The organism is Fusibacter sp. 3D3, assembly GCF_001748365.1.
In the GTDB taxonomy this organism is placed as follows: domain Bacteria; phylum Bacillota; class Clostridia; order Peptostreptococcales; family Acidaminobacteraceae; genus Fusibacter_A.
Genome location: NZ_BDHH01000020.1, coordinates 44,421 through 69,944 on the forward strand (window position 1 = coordinate 44,421; position 25,524 = coordinate 69,944).

General features: G+C 37.5%; 21 protein-coding genes. 15 read left to right on the top strand and 6 right to left on the bottom strand.

Annotated elements, in window-relative coordinates; genetic code table 11:
* Positions 1-12 precede the first annotated feature (12 nt).
* Positions 13-1,377, bottom strand: a complete 1,365-nt coding sequence (locus F3D3_RS18830; RefSeq protein ID WP_069875986.1) for a cache domain-containing protein — start codon at positions 1,375-1,377, stop codon at positions 13-15.
* Positions 1,378-1,544: 167 nt separating this feature from the next.
* On the opposite strand from F3D3_RS18830, the gene F3D3_RS18835 reads away from it, so the two are divergent.
* From F3D3_RS18835 to F3D3_RS18850, 4 genes are all read left to right on the top strand, one after another.
* Positions 1,545-3,260 carry a HAMP domain-containing sensor histidine kinase gene (locus F3D3_RS18835; RefSeq protein WP_069875987.1) on the top strand — a complete coding sequence of 572 codons (1,716 nt, stop codon included), beginning with the start codon at positions 1,545-1,547 and terminating at the stop codon, positions 3,258-3,260.
* Entirely contained in the window at positions 3,260-4,654 is a 1,395-nt protein-coding gene (locus F3D3_RS18840; RefSeq protein ID WP_069875988.1) for a sigma-54 dependent transcriptional regulator, read from the top strand. Before F3D3_RS18835 ends, F3D3_RS18840 begins: the two co-directional genes overlap by 1 nt.
* A gap of 177 nt (positions 4,655-4,831) precedes the next feature.
* Positions 4,832-5,752 (top strand): glutaminase A, encoded by a 921-nt coding sequence (gene glsA, locus F3D3_RS18845; protein WP_069875989.1) that lies wholly within the window; start codon positions 4,832-4,834, stop codon positions 5,750-5,752.
* A gap of 54 nt (positions 5,753-5,806) precedes the next feature.
* Positions 5,807-7,261, top strand: a complete 1,455-nt coding sequence (locus F3D3_RS18850; protein WP_069876018.1) for a sodium:alanine symporter family protein — start codon at positions 5,807-5,809, stop codon at positions 7,259-7,261.
* Between the two features lie 34 nt (positions 7,262-7,295).
* On the opposite strand, the gene F3D3_RS18855 is transcribed toward F3D3_RS18850, so the two are convergent.
* Genes F3D3_RS18855 through F3D3_RS18865 form a run of 3 tightly spaced genes read right to left on the bottom strand, consistent with a single transcriptional unit; the run spans position 7,296 to position 9,277 of the window.
* Positions 7,296-7,958 (bottom strand): hypothetical protein, encoded by a 663-nt coding sequence (locus tag F3D3_RS18855; RefSeq protein ID WP_069875990.1) that lies wholly within the window; start codon positions 7,956-7,958, stop codon positions 7,296-7,298.
* Positions 7,959-8,948 carry a permease prefix domain 1-containing protein gene (locus F3D3_RS18860; protein ID WP_069875991.1) on the bottom strand — a complete coding sequence of 330 codons (990 nt, stop codon included), beginning with the start codon at positions 8,946-8,948 and terminating at the stop codon, positions 7,959-7,961.
* Between the two features lie 14 nt (positions 8,949-8,962).
* Positions 8,963-9,277 (bottom strand): PadR family transcriptional regulator, encoded by a 315-nt coding sequence (locus F3D3_RS18865; protein WP_069875992.1) that lies wholly within the window; start codon positions 9,275-9,277, stop codon positions 8,963-8,965.
* Positions 9,278-9,682: 405 nt separating this feature from the next.
* Here F3D3_RS18865 and F3D3_RS18870 point away from each other — a divergent pair, with 405 nt between their 5' ends.
* Entirely contained in the window at positions 9,683-11,458 is a 1,776-nt protein-coding gene (locus F3D3_RS18870) for an oleate hydratase (RefSeq protein ID WP_069875993.1), read from the top strand.
* 278 nt (positions 11,459-11,736) lie between these two features.
* On the opposite strand, the gene F3D3_RS18875 is transcribed toward F3D3_RS18870, so the two are convergent.
* Both F3D3_RS18875 and F3D3_RS18880 read right to left on the bottom strand, forming a co-directional pair.
* Positions 11,737-12,063, bottom strand: a complete 327-nt coding sequence (locus F3D3_RS18875) for an alpha/beta fold hydrolase (protein WP_069875994.1) — start codon at positions 12,061-12,063, stop codon at positions 11,737-11,739.
* 179 nt (positions 12,064-12,242) lie between these two features.
* Positions 12,243-13,148 (bottom strand): LysR family transcriptional regulator, encoded by a 906-nt coding sequence (locus tag F3D3_RS18880; protein WP_069875995.1) that lies wholly within the window; start codon positions 13,146-13,148, stop codon positions 12,243-12,245.
* 116 nt (positions 13,149-13,264) lie between these two features.
* Here F3D3_RS18880 and F3D3_RS18885 point away from each other — a divergent pair, with 116 nt between their 5' ends.
* From F3D3_RS18885 to F3D3_RS18930, 10 genes are all read left to right on the top strand, one after another.
* The gene (locus tag F3D3_RS18885) at positions 13,265-14,272 is read left to right on the top strand and encodes an ABC transporter ATP-binding protein (RefSeq protein WP_242877170.1); all 1,008 of its coding nucleotides are present in this window, start codon (positions 13,265-13,267) and stop codon (positions 14,270-14,272) included.
* Between the two features lie 107 nt (positions 14,273-14,379).
* On the top strand, positions 14,380-15,465 hold the full coding sequence (locus F3D3_RS18890) for an ABC transporter substrate-binding protein (RefSeq protein WP_084389168.1): 1,086 nt from the start codon (positions 14,380-14,382) through the stop codon (positions 15,463-15,465).
* A 29-nt stretch (positions 15,466-15,494) separates the two neighbouring features.
* Complete coding sequence (locus tag F3D3_RS18895; RefSeq protein ID WP_242877171.1) at positions 15,495-17,177, top strand: iron ABC transporter permease; 1,683 nt, start codon at positions 15,495-15,497, stop codon at positions 17,175-17,177.
* Positions 17,167-18,357 (top strand): MBL fold metallo-hydrolase, encoded by a 1,191-nt coding sequence (locus F3D3_RS18900; protein ID WP_069875998.1) that lies wholly within the window; start codon positions 17,167-17,169, stop codon positions 18,355-18,357. The genes F3D3_RS18895 and F3D3_RS18900 overlap by 11 nt, the downstream gene beginning before the upstream one ends.
* Positions 18,358-18,370: 13 nt before the next feature.
* Positions 18,371-19,213, top strand: a complete 843-nt coding sequence (locus F3D3_RS18905; protein ID WP_069875999.1) for a hypothetical protein — start codon at positions 18,371-18,373, stop codon at positions 19,211-19,213.
* A 328-nt stretch (positions 19,214-19,541) separates the two neighbouring features.
* Entirely contained in the window at positions 19,542-20,405 is an 864-nt protein-coding gene (locus tag F3D3_RS18910; protein ID WP_069876000.1) for a MurR/RpiR family transcriptional regulator, read from the top strand.
* 424 nt (positions 20,406-20,829) lie between these two features.
* Positions 20,830-22,560: a peptide ABC transporter substrate-binding protein gene (locus tag F3D3_RS18915; RefSeq protein WP_069876001.1), complete on the top strand. Its 1,731-nt coding sequence runs from the start codon at positions 20,830-20,832 to the stop codon at positions 22,558-22,560.
* 80 nt (positions 22,561-22,640) lie between these two features.
* The gene (locus F3D3_RS18920) at positions 22,641-23,573 is read left to right on the top strand and encodes an ABC transporter permease (protein WP_069876002.1); all 933 of its coding nucleotides are present in this window, start codon (positions 22,641-22,643) and stop codon (positions 23,571-23,573) included.
* Positions 23,574-23,583: 10 nt separating this feature from the next.
* Positions 23,584-24,501 (top strand): ABC transporter permease, encoded by a 918-nt coding sequence (locus F3D3_RS18925; RefSeq protein WP_069876003.1) that lies wholly within the window; start codon positions 23,584-23,586, stop codon positions 24,499-24,501.
* A 7-nt stretch (positions 24,502-24,508) separates the two neighbouring features.
* Positions 24,509-25,522, top strand: a complete 1,014-nt coding sequence (locus F3D3_RS18930) for an ABC transporter ATP-binding protein (RefSeq protein ID WP_069876004.1) — start codon at positions 24,509-24,511, stop codon at positions 25,520-25,522.
* Positions 25,523-25,524 lie beyond the last annotated feature (2 nt).

Here is a 25,524-nt window from a genome sequence, read left to right on the forward strand (position 1 = left end):
CATAATCGAGCATTAGAAGCTGGATATAATAAGCGTCTCAAATCGATTAAATTCGGCGTCTATATCCACAGCAATGGATTTTTGGCGTAAAACACGCATCTGTTCTTTTAATTCTAACAAAAAATGATTGATGCTAATCACTTGTATTTCGTGTGATTTGAGCGATAAATTGAGACCGTTTTTATAACGGGCAAGTTTTGTGAGTGAAAGGTTAATCGCTTTGATCTTGGTGATGCTTAGCGCGTCTATATCATTAAGGAGGCTTCTTATATTCTCTTTTTCTGCTTCAATGTAAAATAGAAGATTAATGTGGGACGTTGATTTCTCGAACATAAGGTCTTCAGATTCCAGTTTAATTTGACTAGGATGTGCAATGGGCTTATCTTCCGTAGCGAGAATAGAACCGCTTAATGTTTGTATTGTACTGCCAATCTGTTTTTTGATGTAAAGCACGCTGAAGAGGGTTATTAGGAAAATGGTGACAATACTGGCTACTAGATTGATGATGAGGTTTGTCGTAGCCTTTGTAAACTTGTATGGATCAATGACGCCGATGACTTTCCAGCCTGTAATAGGATTTGTGGCATATGAGATGTAATAATGGCTGGATTTATTTTCAAAATATAGCGAAGCGGATTCATTTTGGTAAATTTGATGAATGAGGTCGTCTGTGAAAAGTGTTTTGGAGATCACGTTATCCGCGCTATCAATGGTAAAAAAATGTTGATCATCCATTTTTAATACGATAAAAACAGAACCCTCATTGTATTTTTTTAAAGCGTTAATTTTCTCAGATAAGTCATCAAGATAAATATCGATTGCTAAAACACCTTTAAATTTTTGTGCTTTGTCTATAACCGTTTTGGAACCTGTGATCACATGTTTATTTGTGGTCGTATCGATATAAGGTTTAGTCCAAACAAAGGCAGGATTTGAATTAATCGCATTGATATACCATGGTCTTTGCTCTGCTTCCCACGACGTGTTTGAAAGTTCTTCTGACGTGTCAGGCCATGAAATCAGTTTTTGAGTACCAAAAATTTTTTTTTCAGGTGTAAAATAAGCAAATGCAGTGGCATCATATACTTGGTAAAAATTTTTTAAGAGTTCAAGTGTGGATTCGTAATATTTTTCGGGATCATCTGATACATATTGAATCAATTCGTTTTTTGACAGCATTTCAGCAGCACTTTCAAGATTAGAAAAGAAATCTGAAATGGAAAGATTGTATTGCTCAACAGAGTGATCAAATGAAGCTGTATAATCATTCTGTAAGAGCGTTTGATAAGTGTGCTCATAAATGTTTAAAATAAGAAAAACAATAATAAGGATCGTTAAAAGGATTTTTAGGACCTTGTTATTCAATCGTTTGATCACACAGACACCTCCATAAAATGACGCACAATTATTATAACATATGGGTGAGAGATGCGTTAAATAAATCTGATTCAGTATATCTCAATAGACTAGGGGTGTGACAATGTGTCATAATTTGATATAATTCATTTATGTAACAAACAAAAGAGAAAGCTGCGGTAATTTATATGAAATTAAAGCTTCAAAGGAAAATCGTATTGCCTATTTTAGTGTTGATGATAGTGCCGACAATCCTGTTAAGTGTTTTGTTCTTTGTGAGCATGCAAAGATTATCTTATGAGAATCATGTGGAAAAAATAGAGCATGCCTTTAACTTGATTGAAGAAAGAACGCGTCAGATCGAATCTGATTTTTATACAAAACAGAGGCTTATAAGCGAGTTGACTGTGCTGGATCCGTTAGAGGTTTATGCCTACGAAGGTGATAAACTTCTATATTCTAATCAGGCAAACGTCAACTTAAGTATAGATGAAATGAAAAGTAGATACAAAGCGCCTCAAAGATACGAGATCAGAAATAGAACTTATGAAAATTTAAACACGGGGGTCTATATCGTAATAGATAAACGCGCCATATGCTTTGATGTTCTAGAACTTTATAAACCCTATCTCATCTTAATTATTATTTCGATTCTAATTACATTAAAAGTCATTTTGCTTGCGTCTGACAGTCTTTCTAAACCCGTATCCATATTACTTGAAGGTTATAATGATATCATAGCGGGTAACTTTAAAAATGATATAGAGATCAAACGCGAAGACGAACTGGGGCTCTTGGGTCAAGCTTTCAATGAAATGAAGGCACAAATTGCAATAGGGAGTAATCGGTTTTTACAGATGAAAAAGTTCAACGAAGATATACTGCAGAGTATTTCAACGGGTATAATAACGACAAATGAAGTCGGTGAAATTAGGAACTGTAATGATTTTGCAATGCAGATGATTGAACGGGTCATGTGCCTCGATAAGGAAAAGCCTAAGATCATTAGAACATTGATGATGCAGATCAATGAAACCATAGAGCGTATGGATTCTATCAATAGAGTCGCTTATTTCAATGAATATAACACGAAGGCAGCCATTTATCTCGATATAACCACAGCGTTGATGAAGCGCTCTTCTGGAGAATTTGTTGGTGTGATTTGCAGTTTTAACGACATTACCAGCAGAAAAAAAATAGAAGAAAATGTGGAGCGCATAGATCGACTAGCTTCGCTTGGACAGTTGTCGGCGGCTTTGGTTCATGAAATAAGAAATCCACTTTCGGGCATAAAAATGGGGGCTCAAATCCTCAACAAGCGCTTAAGCGAGCACCTTGAAACCTCAGAACAAGATATATTTGAAGCGATGATTAAAGAGACGGATCGGTTAGATTTGCTCATGACGGACCTTTTGAATTTTTCAAAGCCTAAAATCCCAAAAGCTCAAATTGTAGATGTATTTGAAGTGATCGACAGAGCACTTCTTTTTTCAGAAAAAAGAATCAGAGAAAAAATGGCTTTAATCCACATGAAGGATCAAATGAGAGGCATACAAGTGCTCTTTGACAAGGGACAGCTTATTCAGGTTTTTTTAAACATCATAGCAAATGCACTGGATGCCATTGAACTAAAAGGGAAGCTTGAGATCGCGGTAGAGTATTTCGACAAAGAGGACGGGCAAGGGGTGTTGGTTTTATTTGAAGACAATGGCTCTGGCATCAAGAAGGAAAATATGAATACCATTTTTGATCCTTTTTTTACGACGAGAGAGACCGGAACAGGATTAGGCCTTTCAGTGGTTCATAAGTTGATTATTTCAAACAAGGGCAACATTGAGATTGATAGCATAGAAGCTGTAGGCACTGTCGTTAAAATTTATTTACCCATGTATAGGAGCGCATAATGCATACAAAAATTCTGATAATTGATGATGAAGAAATCATGAGATTAACGCTCGGAGAAGGCCTTAGCGACCTCGGATATGACACGGAAACGGCGGCTGATGGCAGTGACGCCATCGTCAAATTAAAACAATTTGAACCAGATGTCATTTTACTCGATATGAAGTTAAAGTCCGAAAGTGGTTTAGAAGTTGCTAAAAAAATCAAGCAGACTGATGAGTATGTGGAAATCATCATCATGACGGCCTATGCAGATATTAATACCGCTATTGAAGCTATAAAACTGGGCGCTACAGATTATATCAAAAAACCATTGGATCTTGATGAAATTCAAGTGAATATTTCAAGGGCAATCGCAAGTCAAAGTATGAAGAAAAAGTTGAAGCTTTATGAAGAAAAAGAGATGAAAGCGGAAGATACATTCATCAGTAAAGACCCCATCATGGAAGATATCAAAAAAAGAATGACTATTCTAGCTGAAAATGACTCTGTAACTGCATTAATTGGTGGTGAAACAGGAACGGGTAAAGAGGTTGTGGCCAATTATATACACAAAAATGGTGCTCGGAAAGATTTTTTAATGCTCAGTGTTAACTGTGCAGCAATCCCTAAGCAACTTTTGGAAAGTGAACTCTTCGGATTCGAAAAGAATGCTTTTAGCGGTGCAAATTCAAGGAAGAAAGGTCTTTTGGAAATGGCACAAGGGGGGACTTTATTTTTAGATGAACTTGGGGAAATGCCACTGGATATTCAATCAAAAATGCTTAGATTTTTGGAGACGAGAAAGTTTAATCGCATTGGAGGTCTTGAAGAAATTGAGGTGGATATTAGAATTATAGCAGCCACAAATAAAAATTTGGAAGAAGCCATTGCGAAAAAAGAGTTCAGAGCAGATTTGTATTATAGATTAAATGTGGTGCCCATTCATTTGCCACCCCTTCGAGAAAGAAAGGTTGATCTCCTTGAACTTTCAAAGTATTTTTTAGAGATTTACAACATCAAATTCAAAAAAAATTTCAAGGGTTTTACCAGTAATGCCTTTGAACGCATGCTTTCTTATCAATGGCCTGGCAATATCAGAGAACTTAAAAATATCATAGAACGGATCGTGATTCTCAATGATTTAGATTATATTGATGTCAAGCTTCTTCCCAATGAAGTCCAAAATCAAAGTTCGAAAGAGAGTGGCTCGGCAATCCTCAAAGCGGAAAATGTGTTTATAGAAGAGGGCTTTTCTCTAGAAGAGCAAGTGGCAGACCTTGAAAAATACTATATTTCAAAGGCGTTAGAACTGTCTAAGGACAATTTTAGTGCCACTTCCAAACTCTTAGGCATTTCGAGGCATGCGCTCAACAGAAGAATGAAAAAGTACTATGAAGATAGGGCACTATCGTAAAAGTGCTCGAAATCGAACGTTTTGTTTGATTTCGAGCACTTTTTGTGTGCGATATTTTACATATGAGTCACAGTTGTTACCAAAAAGTTATCCAATACCTCCATTTCAGTATAATCACATCTTGGCATACATCTTGCAAAATATAGTGAGGTGTTAGAAATTGAACAGGAGGTAATAATGGAAAAAACAGCTTTAAAAAATGCAATCGAAAATAGTCGAGATGCGACAAAGCTTGGGGAAGTGGCATCTTATATTCCAGAGCTTGCAAAGGGGAATCGAGATGCGCTCGGGGCGTGTATCTTTGATACAAGTGGCAATTTGATTTTAGAAGGGGACTATCAAACTAAGTTTACGATTCAGAGCGTTTCAAAAGTAATAACGCTGATATGTGCACTGATTGATAATGGCAAAGAAGCCGTGTTTTCTAAAGTGGGTAATGAACCTTCCTCGGACCCTTTTAACTCGTTATTAAAGCTAGAAATTGTAGAGAATCATAAGCCCTTAAATTCATTTATCAACGCAGGCGCCATTGTCTGTACTTCTCTTGTGGCTGGGGATAACGGCATAGAAAAGTTCACGAGAATTCTTAATATGATTCGGAAATTGGCAAATAACGACTCTATAGAAGTCAATTATTCTGTTTTTAGATCTGAAAAATTAACCGGCAATACCAATCGAGCAATTGCCTACTTTCTCAAGGGCGCTGGGATTATAGAGAAAGATGTAGAAGATATATTGGACACCTATTTCAAGTGCTGTTCTATTGAGGTGGAAGTTGAGGATATCGCGAAAATAGCCTCTGTGATTGCCAATAATGGAATAGCGCCATGGTCTAATGAAGTGATCATTCCAAAAGATGTCAACCGCATTATAAAAGCGACGATGTCTGCTTGTGGCTTGTATGATTCTTCTGGAAAATTTTCAGTTGATGTGGGCATTCCCGCTAAAAGTGGTGTGGGCGGCTGTATCATGGGCGTTGTTCCAAATCGAATGGGTATAGCAGTTGTTGGCCCAGCACTTGATAAACACGGCAATAGTGTTGCTGGGATAAAAGTTATGGAGGCGCTTTCTAAGGCGCTTGAACTCAGTATTTTTTAAGTTGGCAGTTTAAAGTGTAAAAGCAAAATAAAATAAAAGGGGAATAATTTTATGTTGAATTTTATCAATGATTTCGTAGCATTTAGCAATAATATACTTTGGTCGTATGTATTGATCTTTTTATTGATAGCAGTGGGGATCTACTTTACTATATATCTTAAATTTTCACAATTTAGATTTTTTGGAGACACATTTAAAATTTTAGGTGGCGGGAATAAGACCTCAAAAGAAAAGGGGAAGTCAAGCATTTCATCATTTCAAGCATTTTGCTTAAGTGTTGCATCTCACGTGGGCACAGGTAATTTAGCAGGGGTTGCCATTGCGGTTACAGTTGGAGGTCCAGGTGCCATATTTTGGATGTGGGTGATTGCACTTTTGGGTTCAGCATCGAGTTTCGTTGAAAATACATTGGCGCAAATTTATAAAGTAAAAGATAAAGAGGGTTACCGAGGTGGTCCAGCCTACTACATGGAAAAAGCACTTGGAAAGAGGAATTTAGGGATCGTATTTTCGATATTGATTACCATCTCATTTGGTCTTGTATTTAACTCTGTTCAAGCCAATACAATTATTTCGTCATTTGAAGGTGCATTTGGTTTAGAAAAAATATGGGGCGCAGGCATTTTGATTGTACTGACAACTTTGGTTATATTTGGTGGCGTCAGCCGAATTGCAAGAGTGACAGAAGTGATCGTTCCTGTGATGGCCGTTGCATATGTATTAGTGGCATTTTTCGTCGTATTTAAAAATATTTCAGAACTTCCAAATGTATTTAAAATGATTTTTGAAGGTGCTTTTGGTTTTAAACAAGTTGCAAGCGGAGGGCTTGGCGCTACTATTATGATGGGGATCAAAAGAGGTTTATTCTCAAATGAGGCGGGTATGGGAAGTGCCCCTAATGCAGCGGCAACAGCAGAAGTAAGTCATCCTGTTAAGCAAGCGATTATGCAAGTATTTGGTGTCTTTCTGGATACAATTGTGATCTGTAGTTCAACAGCATTCATCATATTCGTTTCTGATATTCCAGAAAGTGCTGGTCTTACAGGTATACAATTAACTCAAGGTGCTTTAACATCACAAGTAGGTGCTTGGGGTAATATTTTCATTGCAACCTGTATATTCTTATTTGCATATAGTTCTATCCTTGGAAATTACTATTATGGAGAGTCTAATATTGAGTTTATGAATGGGAGTAAAACACTCTTAACTGTGTTCAGACTTGCTGTATTAGGCATGATATTATGGGGATCAATGTCTTCGTTAGATATCGTTTGGAGTATGGCGGATCTATTTATGGGATTGATGGCTATTATGAATCTTTTGGTGATCTTTAAGTTGAGAAAGGTTGTTTCAAAAGTAGTTGCAGATTATATTGCTCAGAGAAGAGCTGGAATAGATCCTGTCTTCAATTCAAAGTCTATAGAAGGTCTTTTTAATGCAGAGTGTTGGGATCAAGAAAAATCTGTAACTTGCACAGTAGATAAAGTTAAAGAAAAGCAAGTGGTATAAATGGAGTACGTCGTCTAATGAAAAAAACCTGATCTCAAGCATGATTTGAGATCAGGTTTTTTATGTCTGTATATTGAGCTTCATCAATCTTTAGCCTTGCGAAACCCTCTATTGAATTGATATCTAAATAATAGCCGCCTTTTATAAGTTCGATAAACTGGTATTTTTTTATGTGTTCATAAGCGATAAGGGTCGTTCTATTCACAATGAGTGTTTTAGAAGTGAAGAAACAAGCAGAAGTGCCTAATCGATTCAGAGCAAAAACAATGGGCATCATAAAGACCAGATGCATTGTCCCTAAAATGACAACTAGGACTAGACTTGACAACAATTCATAATATAGAAACACCAGCACAAATAATAGGAATAGACTATAAACTAAAAGTAAAGCCTTATAATTCCAAATGTTGCCTTTGACAATACCTATAAAATTGTCTACACAATGATAAATGGGTTCATTTCCTACTGTTTGTTCAATTTCTTTTAAGCGCATTTGACTTACTTTGAATAATTTTTTTACAAAATGTGTAATGATCATGACCAATAATACAATCCACACCGTCATAATGAAGCGGTCGTGCCAAGTCTCTCTATGAAATATCAATACACCTATAAAAAGGCAAATGTTGAGTAAAACGAATCTAAAGACTCTTTTTTTATAAATCTTGTAGGATAACAGATAGTCACTATAATTCATCTATACACGCTCCCTTAAAATGGATATGACTTGATGATATTGATTGGCATTGACATCGATGCTCTTTTTTATGGTCATGGGGCTCATCTTGGCATTGTTATTGGGCAATTTATGGATGTGCTCAATAATCAATTTATAGTGCTTTTCATTTGAGGCCATATAATCTCTCGACCAAGAGATGCGATCTATCGCCGTCCAAGACACAAATCTGTTTTTTATAACGATACCATCTTCAAGGATTAAATACTTAGGAATCCGATATTTCTCACTGTGGATGAATAACCAAATTGAAAATGCGATTGTGACGATAAATCCAATCATGAGGAAAATATTGTTGCCTTCGTAAGCAAAGATAACCATAAAGACTAAAATGATTGGGATAAAGAAGATTGAAATAAAAAAATACTCCCATGGAAATCTCTTTTTATAGGCCCATAATACCAATAGGGGATCTTGTGAGATTTTAAGTTGATGGACAGGAATACCATTCATACCAGTGAACCCTTGTGTCTGAAAATTGGAATAGATCATTATCGGGAAATATAGACAATAAAATAGCATCGTCCATAAATCGCCAAAGGATCGAGGTCCATCTATTTTAGGCTCAGTGGAAGCACCCGAAAAAATCATGACGGATCCAAGTGTGGCAAGTATAAGAATGGATGCCAATACTTTTAAGCCAATGCGTAAAAATTTTCTGCGTTTCATGCCGTCATAATCTGTGAAACTGTAACCAATTTCAGAAGGATCACCCATTTGGAGCAATGCTTTTCGAATAGAGGCTTCTTTATAGTGTCCGGCGTTCATATAATCTTCTGCGAGGCTGTACAAGTGATCCAGAAGTTCATCTTTTATGACTTTGCCTTCGTCCTCTGTATACACTTGGTCTAACACTTTTTGTATAAAAGCAATCACACTTTCATGATTTAAAATATCCTCCACTTGGAGTGATTCAATTGTTGATTTAACTTCTGTCGAGTCCTTTATCATGACTTATCTCCCTGTTACTCCATTAATAATTTCATAGCAACTGTGAAATCTTGCCATTCACTTTGCCTTTCATTTAGGTTTTTTCTACCCTTATCTGTGATCTTATAGTATTTTCGTTTTCGACCTTCAATATTATCCCAGTAGGATTCAATATGCTCTTTTTTTTCTAAGGCATGTAAAATAGGGTATAAAGTCCCTTCTTTTAGTGAAAAAACACCATTTGACATGATTTCAAAATGTTTAATCATGCCATAGCCATACATGGGCTGACGATCCAGTGCTTTGAGAATCATCATATCAGTAGTGCCTTTAAGCAGTTCTTTATTCATAGGATGCTCCTTTCAGAATGATACATAGCGAATCAATGCATCGGATTACTATGTATTATTGTAGCAAATTATAAAATGATGGTCAAGTGTTAAGTGGATTAAAGAGGTATGAAGATGAGTTATGTCTCTTATAATCCTTATGGTGAAAATGATTGTATCAAAGAGAATCGAGATATATTACATACGGCAGAAGGCGATGTTATTTTTCAGTATCGGAAATCCCCATAGATTATGAAACCATAAATGCACTACTGAAAGTCATACATTGATATAACTTTGTATAAAAACTAGACACATGTATGAATTTGTCTGTTGTAGGGGAATTCTTGAAATGTTAAATTTAGATTATAGAAACGGTCACTAAAGTGATTGAGTCTAAAAATTAATTATTACAAGGAGGAACTTATGTATTATAGCAGTGGTAATTATGAATCTTTTGCACGTCCATTAAAACCAGAGGGTGTGGATCATAAATCGGCTTATTTAGTGGGGGCTGGACTTGCTTCTCTATCAGCAGCGTGTTTTTTAGTGCGCGATGGTCAAATGAAAGGTGAAAATGTTCATATTTTAGAGAAAACAGATTTATCTGGTGGCGCATGCGATGGTTATGAATTTAATAATCTGGGTTATGTTATGCGTGGCGGTAGAGAAATGGACAATCATTTTGAATGCATGTGGGATTTGATGAAATCAATCCCTTCCATTGAAACGGAAGGCGTCACAGTTCTAGATGAATATTACTGGCTCAACAAAAGTGATCCTAACTATTCTTTAATGCGTGCAACTTTGAATCAAGGTGAAGATGCACATACAGAGGGTAAGTTTAATTTGTCAGATAAGGGCGCTATGCAAATCATGAAACTTTTCTTCACACCAGATGAAGCTTTACAGGATAAACGTATAGATGAATTATTCGATGCAGAGGTATTGGACTCAAACTTTTGGATGTACTGGCGCACCATGTTTGCATTCCAAAATTGGCACAGTGCTCTAGAAATGAAACTTTATATCAAACGTTTCATTCATCATATCGGTGGTCTACCTGATTTTAAGGCACTTCGTTTCACAAAGTACAATCAATATGAATCTTTGATCTTGCCAATGGTTAAGTATTTAGAAGGACATAATGTTAAATTTCATTACAATACACATGTTGTCAATGTTGAATTTGAAATAGGCAAAGATAAAAAAGCAGCAAAAAAATTACATTATATCCAAGAGGGCAAAACGGTTGAACAAGATTTAACGGAGAATGACCTCGTCTTTATTACAAACGGCGGCTGTGTTGAAAATGCAACATTAGGGGATCAAAACACACCGGTTAACTACACCCCTGAATTGAAAGAAGGCGGCGGCTGGGATATGTGGCGTAAAATAGCAGCCCAGGATAAAGCTTTCGGAAATCCAGATAAATTCTGTAGTGCACCAGAGCAAACCAACTGGATGTCTGCAACCGTTACGACATTTGATGACCGCATTCCCCCTTATATCGAAAAAATCTGTCAAAGAGATCCCTTTAGTGGCAAAGTGGTAACGGGTGGAATTGTCACTGCAACGGATTCAAATTGGCTCTTAAGCTGGACGTTCAACAGACAACCACAGTTTAGAAATCAACCAGAGGGTCAATTAGTAGGTTGGATTTACGGCCTATTTAGTGATAAACCAGGCAATTACGTTAAAAAGACAATGCTCGAATGTACAGGTAAAGAGATTTGTATGGAATGGCTCTATCACATGGGTGTTCCAGTGGATCAAATTGATGATCTGGCAGAAAACAGTGCAAACTGTATTCCATGTATGATGCCTTATATTACGGCATTCTTCATGCCGCGTAGCAAAGGTGATCGACCTGATGTTGTGCCTAAGGGCAGTGTTAACTTTGCTTTCCTAGGTCAATTTGCCGAGACCAAACGTGATACGATCTTTACGACGGAGTATTCTGTTAGAACGGCAATGGAGTCTGTGTATACGCTACTTGACATCGACAGAGGTGTTCCTGAAGTTTGGGGCAGTGTCTATGATGTGAGAGACCTTTTAGATGCAACTGTCAAAATAAATGATGGTAAGAAAATAACCGATCTAAATATGACGCCTGAACAAAGAATGATGTTAGCAGGGCTAGTCGGTAAAATTCAAAACACGGATATAATGAAATTGCTTTTGGAATATCAAGTGATCTAAGTTGATTTAATAAAATTTTTGAAACTACCAATAGTCGGATGTGCTGACTCTTGGTAGTTTTTTTATAGACCACAAATTTGAATAAAAGGGCCAATAATTTAAGCAAAAAGACAGTTGACAATAGTCCTAAATCGTACTAAACTAACATAATGCGATTCGGGACTAAAAAGCAGAGGTGTATATGAACAAAAATATTAGAGCTTAAATTGAGGAACTCAATGCGATGATCAGCAGAATTAATGAACTCTATGCTATGGTCTAAAGCTTTTTTAGGTTACTTATTCTTCTAGAAATTCATCTATAATGCTACTCAATAATGCTCTTTCTTCGAGCATAGGGACATGGCCGGAATGTTGCATCTCTATAAAAGTTGCATTGGGAATTAGAGCGGCACATAATTTGCCTTCAGCAGGGGAATTAAGGCCGTCATACTTACCACTTATAACAAGGGTTTTAGCTGTAATTTTGGGAAGATTGGAGCGAAAGTCAAAATGCTCCAAGGCCTTATTTGCAGCCAAGGTTTCTTTTTGTGTCAGAGAGCTGTTGAGGACTTCTGGTTTATCAGATTTACCATGACCTCTACAGTCTAAAGCAATCTTTTCCACTGATGTCTACATTCAAATGGATGCCATTTATCTTCATCATTGACATAAGTCGTTCTCCTTTCCACTATAAAAACGTGTAATAAGTTGTATTTTATCGTAATAGAAGTATTATATTAAATGTGTCTGTGACTGTCAAACGCCTCAAGCGGATAATTGAAAATAGAGTGAGCCCTAAGAACCTATGCAGGATGTGAAGTTTCCGAAAGCTGATGTTTAAGAAGTTTAATAAAATCCTTAAGCACTTCTGGCATATAGCGATCTTCGTTATAAACGAGATAGATATTGCGAGAGGGCGAATAACCGGGCAGATAGGCATAAGCGAGTTTGCCAGAGGCGATCTCTTCTCGGACGGAGAGCTCAGATAGGATAGAAATGCCCACATTGCACATGACAGCACGTTTTATGGCTTCAGTTGAGTTAATCTCCACAGAAGTTTTTATATTGAGGTTGAGGTCTGTGGCCCATTTGTCCGTGAGCATACGCGTGGTGGAATTTTGGGTATGCAAAATAAATTTTTCATTTTCTAAATGAGCTTTGTCAATAACAGCGTATTGATTCAAGGGATTTTCTTTGGCGTAGATTAAGACCATCTTGTCCGTACATAATTTTTCGTGTGGTATGTTTTCAAGCAATAAATCCGTGGAGGAAATAATCCCTAACGAAAGCTCATAATTGGAGATCAGCGTTTGAATTTCTGGTGCGGTCATTACTGTTATTGAAACCATGGCATTTGGATGCGTATTTTTGAAGAGGCCAATGATCTCAGGCAATACATATATAGACGGTACAGAGCTGGAACCAATGGTGATGTGATAGCCTTCGGGATCGTTAAATTCTTTAACGACTTTTTGAGCATCATCAGCAAGCTGTAAAATTTTTTGTGCATAAAACAGAATGGCTTTCCCTGCACTGGTTAAGACGGTTTTACTGGCATTGGTTTGGAAGAGTTTGGTTTGTGTTTCTTCTTCTAGCCCCTTCATATGAAAAGTTACTGTTGGCTGCTTAATCTTTAGATGATGAGCAGCTTTTGTAATGTTATTAAACTTATCAATGGCAACCAGTATTTCTAATTTTCTATAATTCATATGCCCTCCACAATAATTCGGTATAGATAAAATCTATAGATATAGAGATTATTTCAAAGTTTATTTAACTCTAGGTTAACCCAGAGTAAATATTAAGTTAATATATAAAATCTATAATGAACAAGAATAAGCAATGTAAAAAAAGAGTGGGTGGCAGTATGAATGTTAAAATCGTCAACTTGAACAAGTGGTATGGGGAAGTTCATGCCTTAAAAAATATCAATGTTATCATTCAAACTGGGAAGTTTACGTCTTTACTTGGGCCATCTGGATGTGGCAAGACGACACTTCTTAAAATTTTAGCGGGATTGGAAACACCTGATCAAGGTGACATTTATTTTGATGATCAATGTGTTTTTTCAAGGGATAGAAACATCAATGTTTTGCCTCAAAAAAGGCAAATTGGCATGGTTTTTCAAGAGTTTGCACTCTGGCCACATATGAATGTCTTTGAGAATATTGCATTTCCATTAAAAGCTAAAAAGATGCATGTAGAAATTGAACGTAAAGTTGAGTCTATTTTGGAGACCGTTAGATTAGAGGGCATGTCAAAGCGTTATCCAGATCAGCTCTCTGGAGGACAACAGCAGAGAGTAGCGTTTGCAAGAGCTGTAGTTGCGAATCCTAAAATCGTACTCTTTGATGAGCCGTTAAGTGCATTGGATGCTGTTCTGAGAGACGAAATGCGCTTTGAAATTAGCAATATGGTGAAACAGATGAATTTAACAGGGATTTATGTGACGCATGATCAGATAGAAGCCATGTCCATGTCTGACCAAATTATAGTTATGAATAAAGGCAATATTTTACAAGTGGGTACACCTGAAGACATCTATGATAGACCTGTAAGTAAGTTGGTCATGGACTTCGTAGGGAAGAGTAATTGGTTTGAATGTGGGACTAAAGCCATTAGACCTGAAAGGCTTGCGCTGTATCCGACTGGACCTTATAAGAAAGTCTCAGGTGTTGTTCAAAGTATAGCCTATCTTGGTGATAAATACGAAATGATTGTTCAAATTGAAAAAATGGGCAATTGGATGAGTTATCATAATAAGCGATGCCAACTCGGAGATAGAATTGACCTCTATTTTAAGCATTCGGATGTAATACGTTTTGCAGATTGATTAAGCTTTTCGTGAATTGAAAAGTTTAACATAAAACTCAGCGATCGTGCTTTGGGGCATGGCTGAGTCAACCATAATAAGTGAGAAATAAAAGCGAGGGAAAGAAGATGAAGAAGATTTTAAGTTTGTTGTTAATGATGGTGATCTTAATTGCAGGATTTACGGGTTGTGCGCAGAATCAAGTTACAAAAGAGGCTACAACAGCTGGAAGCGAAAATACAAACAATGCAGTGGTGGCGCCACAGCCAGTCTCACAGCCAACCTCAGAACCAGTAGAATCGAAGTCAATGACACTGGTTGTCTACAGCGCTGGACCTGGTGGATTAGCAACTGGTATTGCAGAAGCTTTTGAAGCTGAAACGGGCATCAAAGTGGAACTTTTTCAAGCGACATCAGGAAAAATTTTAAGTAAATTAGAAGCGGAAAAAAACAATCCAATTGCAGATGTCGTGGTATTGGCATCATGGCCGTCGGCTATGGGGCTTAAAGATGCTGGTATGACTCAGGCTTATCCTGAAGCGAAAAACAAAGAAAAGTTATATTCAAATTTTGTGGATCAAGATTCTCATATATTTGGATACAGTGCATCGGCTTTAGGCATTACGTATAACACCAACTTGGTTACAAATCCAGGGTTAGACTGGAAGGACTATACAGGTTCTGAATGGACTGGAAAAGTCAATTTACCAGATCCTACACTTTCAGGGTCATGCATGGATTTTATATCAGGATACATTTGCAATTATGGCGATGATGGCTGGCAATTATTTAGCGCTTTAAAGGACAACGATGCAAGCGTGAATGGTGCTAATACAGAAGCGCTTGAAACGGTATTAACCGGTGCTAAAAGTGCTGTTTTAGCAGGCGTAGATTATATGGCTTATTCTGCTAAAGCAAAGGGGGAGCCTATTGATATTCTCTACCCTACAAGTGGAACCGTGGTCAATCCCAGAGGTGCAGTGATTATGAAGTCCAGTCAAAATGTAGAGAATGCACGTCTATTCATTGATTTCTTATTATCAGATAAGGCTCAAGGATTGGTCAAAGATGCTTACATTATTCCGGGTCGGTCAGACATTAGATGTGATAATAGAGCGAACATGGATGAAATCCCATTATTGAAATATGATTGGTCCATAATGACTGAAGCTCAAATTGAAAATATCGAAAAATTTACAGCTATTTTTCAATAGAAATGCATTAAATCAGAAATAGAAAATAGGTGATTGGATTGATAAACCCCATTAAAAAATATATAAAATTTGAATTGATTGCTGCGCTGACACTGTTAACGGTGTTGGTTGCAGCCCCTATTTTTCAAATACTGTTACGGAGTATGTATGATGGCCACACACTTGATGTGGTGGCCCCTTTTAAAATTATTTTACAAGGCAATTTGATTAAGCCCATAATGAACACCCTGTTATTGGGAATCTGTGTGGTTATAGGTGCAGGTGTGGTTGCATTTCCCTTGGCATTTATAACAGCTAAAACAGAAATCGGCAAACATAAATGGCTTGATCTGATTATACTTGTTCCATTTATGACACCACCTTATATCGGTTCAATGGCATGGATTCTTTTCTTGCAACCCAATGGTTTTTTTAATCAATTGGTGCCAGGAATCACTGGACAAGAGTCGTTATTTTTCTCTTTCTTTGGGCTCGTTATGATTATGAGTTTGCATCTCTTTCCATTTATCTATCTTATTTTAAAGAATGCAATGGAAAGGATTAGTGGGAATCTCGACGAAGCGGCAATCGTACATGGTGCAAGTCCAGCTTACAAGTTAATTCGAATTACGATGCCGTTACTGTTTTCAGCCTTTATTCTAGGCAGTTTATTGGTCTTTGTAAAATCCATTGGAGAATTTGGCACGCCAGTTACTTTTGGAAGACGTATTGGATTTAATGTATTGACCACAGAGATTCATAAATATGTCTCTAGTTGGCCGATTAGTTTAAGTAAGGCAACTTCGCTTGCCTATTTTTTACTATTTATCTGCATTCTAATTTGGTATGTCCAATCCGTATTGTCCAATAGGTTTAGTTATCAGACGGTTAATGGTAAAGGCATGACTAATCTCAAGAAACCCTTAAATAAGTTTCAAAAAATAATCAGCTATCTTTACATTGGATTTGTACTTGCCATATCTGTTGGAATACCCTATTTTTCAATCATAGCCACCTCATTAATTAAACTTAGGGGTTATGGTCTTCAGAAGGGCAATTTTACACTGGCGCATTACAGGTCACTTTTTGAAGTAGGGTCCAGTGGTTCTGAAGCATTCTTAACAAGTTTGAAGATTGCAGTTATATCGGCAACGCTTTGCGTAATCATTGGCATATTGGTAGCGCTTATTGTAACCTATTATAATGGCAAAGTGAGCAAACTCATCGATTTGCTGAGCTTACTGCCTAACTCCGTACCCACAATTGTGCTTGCCATTGGTCTCATTCTCTTTTGGAATGCCAAGTGGCATGTTATCTCTATATACAATACATTTTGGATGGTTATTGTGACCTATATGACTTTTTTCATTCCTTATTCAGTACAGTATATAAAATCATCTCTATCACAGATTTCTAAGTCTTTGCAATCTGCGGGTAAAATATGTGGGGGGAGTTCCTTTTATAATTTTAGAAAAATCATGTTGCCTCTGATGATGCCTGGGATTATAGCGGGATGGACGATGACATTCACGATTGCTTTTAGAGAGCTTGTGGGTGCACTTATGATTTTACCGCCAGGAATGGAGACGTCTTCGACGTATATTTTTAATCAGTTTGAACAAGGGGATGCATCAAAGGGGATGGCAATGGCTGTTGTCTCTGTGTTGATCACCATAACCATTTTGATGTGTCTCAATATATTTGTAGATAAAAGGATGAATGATGCTAGGTAGATTAGAAGTGTGGGGCGGGACGACTGAACATGGTCGTGCCTGCTACTATGTAAGTGTTGGTGATAAATCACTCTTGTTGGATTGTGGCATAAACATTGTCACTGGAGAAATGCCAGAAATTGATTATGACAAATTGGATAAAGTGGACTGTATTTTGCTAACACATTCCCATGAAGACCATTCAAAAGGGATTGTTGAACTTTTAAAAAAGGGGCATCCAAAAAAAGTCATCATGACTGAAGAGACAGGTCGTCAGCTTGATGAGATGTATTCAGAAGAACTTAAGCAATATGCACATGAATTTATATTTGTTGAAAAAATTGCGAGCCATCTAGAGTGGTTTAAACTGTCAGATCATATTGAGCTCTGCTATGGCGCCAGTGGGCATATGTATGGTGCAATTTGGTTCTTGATTAAAATCTATGATAAAACAATTTTTTACTCCGGTGATTATAATCGGCAGGTGCAGATTTTACCTTTCCATGTGCCAGAGAAGAGCGCCGTTTTAGACCCGATTGATCTTGCCATTATAGATTGTGCAAATGGTATGCAGAAGATGAATGCCAAAATAAATCGTCGTGAAATGCACGATCATATGGATCATGCGTTAAGACAGAAAGGTCAAAATCTTTTTATAGCAAATCGATTCAGTAAAGTAATTGAAACCATCATACTTTTAAGGGAGCAGTATCCTAATCTCGTGTTTTATTATGATGAGGCACTTTATTACGAAATTGTTAGGCAAGTGAAGTCCATAAGCCTATTTAAACAATTTCGGGATGAAAGCCTAAATAGGCATTCAGAGAACTTCAGAGCAAAATGGTTTGAAAAGGCTAATTTTATTTTTTTAGATCAAGATGTTTTATACTTGGAAAAGCAACTTGCCGTTGAATCTTTTTTACAAAATGGGCATAATCAGATGTGGCTCACATCAAAGGCAAGCTTTATGAAGCATCAAGATGAGCTTCAGGGACCATCTACAGAGCGTGTGTTTTTTTGTGATATAGAGGCGCATCAAGGTGTGAATGGTGTAATAGAGTTGTTGAATGCACTCAATATAAATAAGGCTTTACTGTGTCATTTAGACGGTCATGAAAATTTAAAGAGCGTTAAATTTTTAAAGTCAAAAGGTTTTTATAATGTTGATATTTGTCAGATCAAGGCATCCGTTGCATTTTAATTGGAGGTGAAATATGAGGAAGATCAGAACGATAATCACAATAATTGCGATCACATTAATCAGTTCATACATGATCAGTGGTGCAAGTACGAACTATGCGAATCCCAATTACGAGGTCAAATTTTATTTGAAAGCAGATCAAGTTTTGGATTCAAATTATAAGCTTAAGAAATCGGTAAGAGAAATTTTTGACATGCCGTCTTCAGTAACCAAGATGCGTGTACAATATTTAGATGATGCTGTGCTTGATCTAAATACTTTTGGTTGGTATTGCAGGCTTAGAAAAAAAGAAGATTCAAAAGCATTTGAGTTGACCTATAAAAAAAGATATCCAATTAATGAGGGGGATATTGAAGCTACATTAGCACTTGCAGCATCTGAGGGATTTGATGCAGGTGAAGATGATTATGAGGCACAAATGGATTGGGGATATTCGAAGCAGACGCTCAGTTTCTCCAATACAAAGACCTTTAAAGACGATGATTATAGTGGCATGGATCTTCCCAACTTAAAGGATTCTATAAAAGTTGCTGTGAATGAAGCCCCAGGTAAATTCGAAAATTGGCAATATAAGAATTGGGGAAAATCTATATTAGAAGATTCTAAAATATATGGTTATGTCAATGCAAAACGCTATATTGGCACATTTCAAAAGGCTAAAACCTATATTGAAGTTTGGGAGATTTTGAATGAAGAGGGTAACGGATACGAATATGTCGTTGAAATTTCCTTTAAAGCGGACGACTATGAAACGGCTTTATCACTTAGAACGGATTTAAAAGAACTGCTACAAAATCAGAATTGGTTAGAAGAAACGGATATTTTAAAGACCTCTATGATATTAAACCGGTATTGAAATTAAAGTAAAATTGAGGAGCGCTACTTCTATTTGTTCTGCCACATTAATGGTAAGTGGACTGCCAGCCACATAGAATCGTACAGTCGCATTGTAGCTATAAGCTAAATCATATTTTTTTTGTTACAATTTTCATGAAGCCAATTAAGCATTTACTTCACCCTTGCGCATGAAACACTTTAAATTGAGATGTACGAAGCTTATGTTTTTATAGATCACAAGGATATCTTGATTATCAAAATGATATGTAGTAAACTTATTAACAAACTCAGATTATAAATTAGAGTAAATACTTTAAATCTGAAATTTGAAAGAGATGAGGCTGCATATGAATATTGTTGACAACATTAAGGCGCAATATGATAATATGACTAGGAAACAAATGGAACTCGCAGATTTTATGTTATCTGATCCCAATATCATGTGCTTTATAACACTTAAAGAACTTTGCTTAGCAACTAAAATTTCAGAAGTTACAGTTCTTAATGCGTGTATGGCTTGGGGATATGACAATTATAATGATCTAAAAAGTGCCTTTCGTAATTATATGTCCGAGTATGGTAAAAACCTAGTTGAATGTGAAAATGCTTACAGTGCACCGCGTGTTCCAAGATCGGAGCTGGGGAATAAATCTCGATATTTGATGGATATTTTAGATAGGGAAGTGAGCCTCTTAAATGAATTTGGGAAAAGTTTTGATCCTGAATATTATTTAGAAGCTGCTAAAGTCATTTTAGATCATAAAGACATTATTATTTGTGGAAGAGGAATATCTCTTCAACTTGCAGAAACAATTTCCATAAGACTGGCGACTATTGGTGTATCATCAGTGCTTGTCAATACGGAGTTAAATGACAGTGTTCATAGCGCATTGCCTATGTTGTGCAGTAAAACCCTTATTATTTCGATTTCATTCCCAGATTACTATTTTGTAACCAGCAAATTTACAGAATATGCAGCAATGAAAAAAGCGACCATCATTGCTATTACGGATAGTGAAGATTCTGAAATCTCTAAGATGAGCAATATTTCACTTTTCACATCAAGCGCAACGCCGTTATTCTTAAATACACTTTCAGCACCAATGATGCTCGTGAATTTGCTGACATCAGCGGTGAGCATAGAACTAAATGCCAGTAGGCGTAAGCGAAGAAAGTCAAGTGATGAGTATTCATCACTTTTTACGCGATGATGTTATTAGAGTAAGCTGACCACCTCATACAAAAGTATGAGGTGGTTTTTTATAAAACTAACGTAGCGCAGGCAGCGCTTTCGCGCAGCAAAACGCGTTAAGCGGAGTGGTTTTGACCGTAAGGGCAAAAAGTATCCTTAAACTAACGTAGCGCAGGCAGCGTTTACGCGCAGCAAAACGCGTTAAGCGGAGTGGTTTTGACCGTAAGGTCAAAAAGTATCCTTAATCTTTTAATATGGTGCATCAATAAACCGATACTAAGTATAGCCTTCAGTGGCATACAAAAATAGCTCTAAATAATAAAAAATATAGTAAATACAATAATATATCGCAAATTTATAAAAAAACATTGACAGATTATTAAAGTAAGTATTATAATTTTCTAAAATATCAGATAATTAAAGTTAAAAAAAGGGGGAGCAATATGATGATGAAAAGAACAGTAATGGTAATTTTGAGTTTGGTCTTGTGCATAAGCCTGCTTTCAGGTTGTGGGGGCAATCAAGCAGTGAGTGATACTGGACAAACTGCAAGTAGTGAGCAAGCAAATAAGGGTGCACAGGCACCCGTATCTGGAGAACCAGATAAGGAACAATATCTCAATACGTATATTTCAGCGGATCCAACTTCTTTCGATGTTTCACTCCGTTCAGACTCGTATTCCAGTACAATGATTATCAACACCATGGAAGGTCTGATCAGAACGATAGAAGTTGATGGAGAATATGTCACGTCACCTGGAGATGCACAGACTTGGGAAAGTACTGAGGATGGACTTGTATGGACATTTCACCTTGGTGATAATAAGTGGACAGATGGTGAAGCTGTAACAGCGGATCAATACGTTTATTCACTTAAAAGGAGTGCAGATCCTGCGGTAGGTTGTCCCAATGGGTGGTTCCTCTCTCCCGTTTTAAACTACGAAGCCATCAGCAATGGGGAAATGTCTGTAGACGAACTTGGCGTTAAGGCATTAGACGAGAAAACCTTGCAGATCACATTATCTGCAGTGACCCCTGCATTTTTAAAGATGTGTGATGCGACGATTTACTATCCGCAACGTCAAGATAAAGTTGAAGCATTTGGTGAAAAATATGGATCGGATGTTCAATATATCATAAGTAACGGCCCTTTTTATTTAGACAGCTGGACGCGTAATAGTGCATTGGTTTTGAAAAAAAACCCAAATTATTGGGATAAAGATTCTGTAAAACTTGAAACGATTAATTTTGCAGTTATGTCTGAAACAAGCACAATCACCAGTGCTTATGAAAGCGGTGAGATTGATGAAGTTTCAGTGGCCTATCAGGAATGGGTTGATAAATTTACAGCACGTGAGGACAGCAAGTATCAAAAGACAGTGAATAACTCTATCTTATTTTCTTTCTACAATACAAAAGATGCATTATTTCAAAATGCCAATATTCGTAAGGCTTTTACGCTTGCAATTGATAGAGAAGATGCCAATATTATGTGTTACAGTGGGCTTAGATTGCCAACTTATGGCTGGGTTGTTCCAACGATTTCAGTAGGAGATACTAACTTTCGTGAAAAAGCAGGCGATCCAATCAAGGAGATGATTGATGACCTCAAAGCTGAGGGGAAAACACCTAAAGATTTACTGCTCGAAGGTATGAAAGAACTTGGGCTTGGCGATGATCCAAGCACTTTAAATGTAACATTCTCCTTAGGTGGCACTACGGAATGGTTTAAAACACTAGGCGATTATTTGCAACAGACTTATAAAGCAGAAATGGGTTTAGATGTTAATATTACCTTTAACGATTGGAGTCTTTTTTATAACAATGTTGAAACCGGCAATTATCAAATGGGTTATATGAGTTGGGGTGCATACTATGATGATCCCTATGATGTTTTGAGTATTTTTAAATCAGAGTACGATCAAGTGAGCACAGGGTGGGCCAATGCAGAATACGACGAACTCATTGACAATGCAGGCATTGAACTTGATGCAGATAAACGCTTGCAGTACTATATGGATGCCGAAAAAATCTTAATTAAGGAGGCGTGTGTGGTCTCACCAATGCAGACATCAACGACAAATGGTTTTTTTAGAAAATTTGTGTATGGATTTAATACTTTAGGCTTTAGCAACGCGGGCTATAAATATGTGTATACAAGTGGCAGAAAATAATCCCCCAAGATAAAAGGTGAATAGCGCATCACAGCAGTCTAAGCAGTGATGCGCTATTCTATGAGTAGAGGAGATTGGATATGAGCAAATACATTTTGAAAAGGGTTCTGTACATGTTCTTAACCCTTTTTATCGTGACAACTTTAACTTTTTTTCTGATGAGGAGCATCCCAGGAGATCCTCTAGCCAGTATGGCTCAAGCACTACCAGATCAGATTAGAGCGAATTTTCTCGCAAAATATGGATTGGATAAACCTCTATTCGAACAATACTTACTCTATTTAAAAGGACTCATTCACTTAGATCTGGGAGATAGTGTTGTATATGCGGGGCGTTCTGTAAGCGAAACCATAAGGACGACATCTCCTGTGTCTGGATTTGTAGGCGGTATAGCACTTTTTATAGGGGTTGGCATTGGATCCCTATTAGGCATTGTAGCGGCACTGAATAAAAATAAATGGCCCGATTTTTTAGTGATTTTTATTGCAGTATTAGGGGTGAGCGTACCGGCGTTTGTTTTAGCAGCGTTGCTTCAAATGATATTTGCTGCGCGTCTAGGTCTTTTGCCATCTTCTGGTTGGGGAGGCGCTAAATATTGTATTTTGCCAATTGTGGTGCTCTGTTTAGGCCCAATTGCCAGCTATGCGCGGTATGTGAAATCTTCTATGTTGGACACACTGGATCAGGATTACATTATGACAGCACGTGCCAAAGGCATGTCTGAGTCACGTGTGATTCGAAAACATGTACTTAGAAATTCGATGCTCCCTGCAGTAACTTTATTTGGGGGTAGCGTTGTAGGTGTGTTTACAGGCTCTTTTGTCATCGAGAAGATGTTTTCAATTCCTGGAATTGGGTTTTATTATATCAACTCCATCAACAATAACGATTATACAATGATTCTAGGCACCACTATTTTTTATGCAACATTATTCGTGGTGATGCAACTGATCGTAGATTGTGTTTATGTGGTCATTGATCCGAGAATTCGCATTACAGGCGAAAAAATATAGGGGGTGTGTTATGGAAATTCAGTCGAATCTGTTTGAAATGATTGGCATAGAAGAAAATGAGACAGATGTTATTTCACGACCTCGTGTGGGCTATCTTGCAGATGCTTGGAGACGTTTTAAACTCAATAAAGTTGCTGTTGTAGCCATGATCATTCTGGCCATTCTCATTTTTATGGTTTTGTTTGGTCAAGCGATCAGTGGTTATAATTTTTCGGATATGGATAAGACAGCGCGAAATTTAGCACCCAATGGATCACACTGGTTTGGTACAGATAAGCTCGGACGGGATACTTTTGCACGTGTATGGCAGGGTGGTAGAATTTCGCTTGCTATTGGTGTTATTGGTGCACTGGTTTCCACGGTGGTGGGTTGTCTATATGGTGGCATTGCAGCTTATATCGGGGGTGTAGTGGATGATGTGATGATGCGTATTGTTGAGATTCTCATCAGTGTGCCTTATCTGATTGTAGTGATTCTCATGTCCGTAATCTTACAAAGTAAAAGTGTAGGCACTTTACTCCTTGCGATGACCATTACCAGTTGGTGCGGGATGGCGCGGTTTATTCATGCTCAAATGTTACAAATAAAAGGTCAAGAATATATTTTAGCGGCACAAGTGCTTGGAGAGCGTCGCTGGCGCATTGTGACCAAGCATATGATTCCCAATACTTTGAGTGTCGTCATTGTATCCATCACTTTTGACATACCCGGCTATATTTTTTCAGAAGCTTTCTTGAGCTTTATTGGACTCGGGGTACAATCGCCAGATACAAGTTGGGGTGCGCTCGTCTCAGAAGCACAGTCTACTTTTATTTTTTATCCGTATCAATTGCTGTTTCCGGCACTTATGATTGCACTTACCATGCTGTCGTTTACCCTCATGGGAGATGGCTTGAGAGATGCACTTGACCCTAAACTTAGAAAGTAGGAGACTGATGGAGAAAATTTTAGAAGTTAAAAATTTAGAGGTATCATTTCACACCTATGCAGGCGAAGTACGCGCAGTAAGGGGCATCAATTTCCATATTCATAAAGGTGAGACTCTTGCTTTTGTAGGGGAATCGGGTAGTGGTAAAACGGTAACGGCAAAATCCATTATGCGGCTTTTAAAAGCACCCCTTGCCGAGATTAAAGAGAGTTCTTCCATCCTCTATAAGGGAAGAGAAGTGCTTCAAATGAACAAGACAGAACTACAAGATTATAGAGGCAATGATGTGAGCATGATTTTTCAAGATCCCATGACTTTTTTGAATCCTACCATGACTTGTGGGGATCAAATCATAGAGAGCTTTATATTACATCAAGATATCAATAAGAGAGAAGCACGTCAGAAGGCGCTTGAAATGCTCAATGTGGTTCGGATTCCCGATGCTGAAAAAAGACTTGATGCTTATCCCCATGAGCTTTCTGGGGGGATGAGACAACGTGTGATGATTGCCATGGCACTGGCTTGTTCACCGTCGATCCTAGTGGCAGATGAACCCACCACAGCGCTTGACGTGACGATTCAGGCACAGATTATGGCACTTTTAAACGCGCTTAAAGTTAAATTTGATACGGCGATTTTATTGGTGACACATGATCTTGGCGTCGTATCCAATTTTGCAGACCGTATTCAAATTATGTATGCTGGAAAAGTACTGGAAGAGGGAACCGCTATGGAAATCTTCTACAAGCCACAACATCCTTATACATGGGCGCTATTAAAATCGGTTCCCAAGTTATCCAAGCATAACAAGCAAGAACTCTATGCGCTAAAAGGAACACCGCCTGACTTGATTTTACCCCTAGAGCATTGTCCTTTTGCTGCTCGGTGTGAATACTGTATGAAGATATGCCGTACAGCTATGCCGGATCGCACAAAAATCACTGAGACACAATATGTTTCCTGTTGGCTCAAACACGAAAAAGCACCCGTTATAGAACCGGGCTATAAAAGGGAGGTTTGATT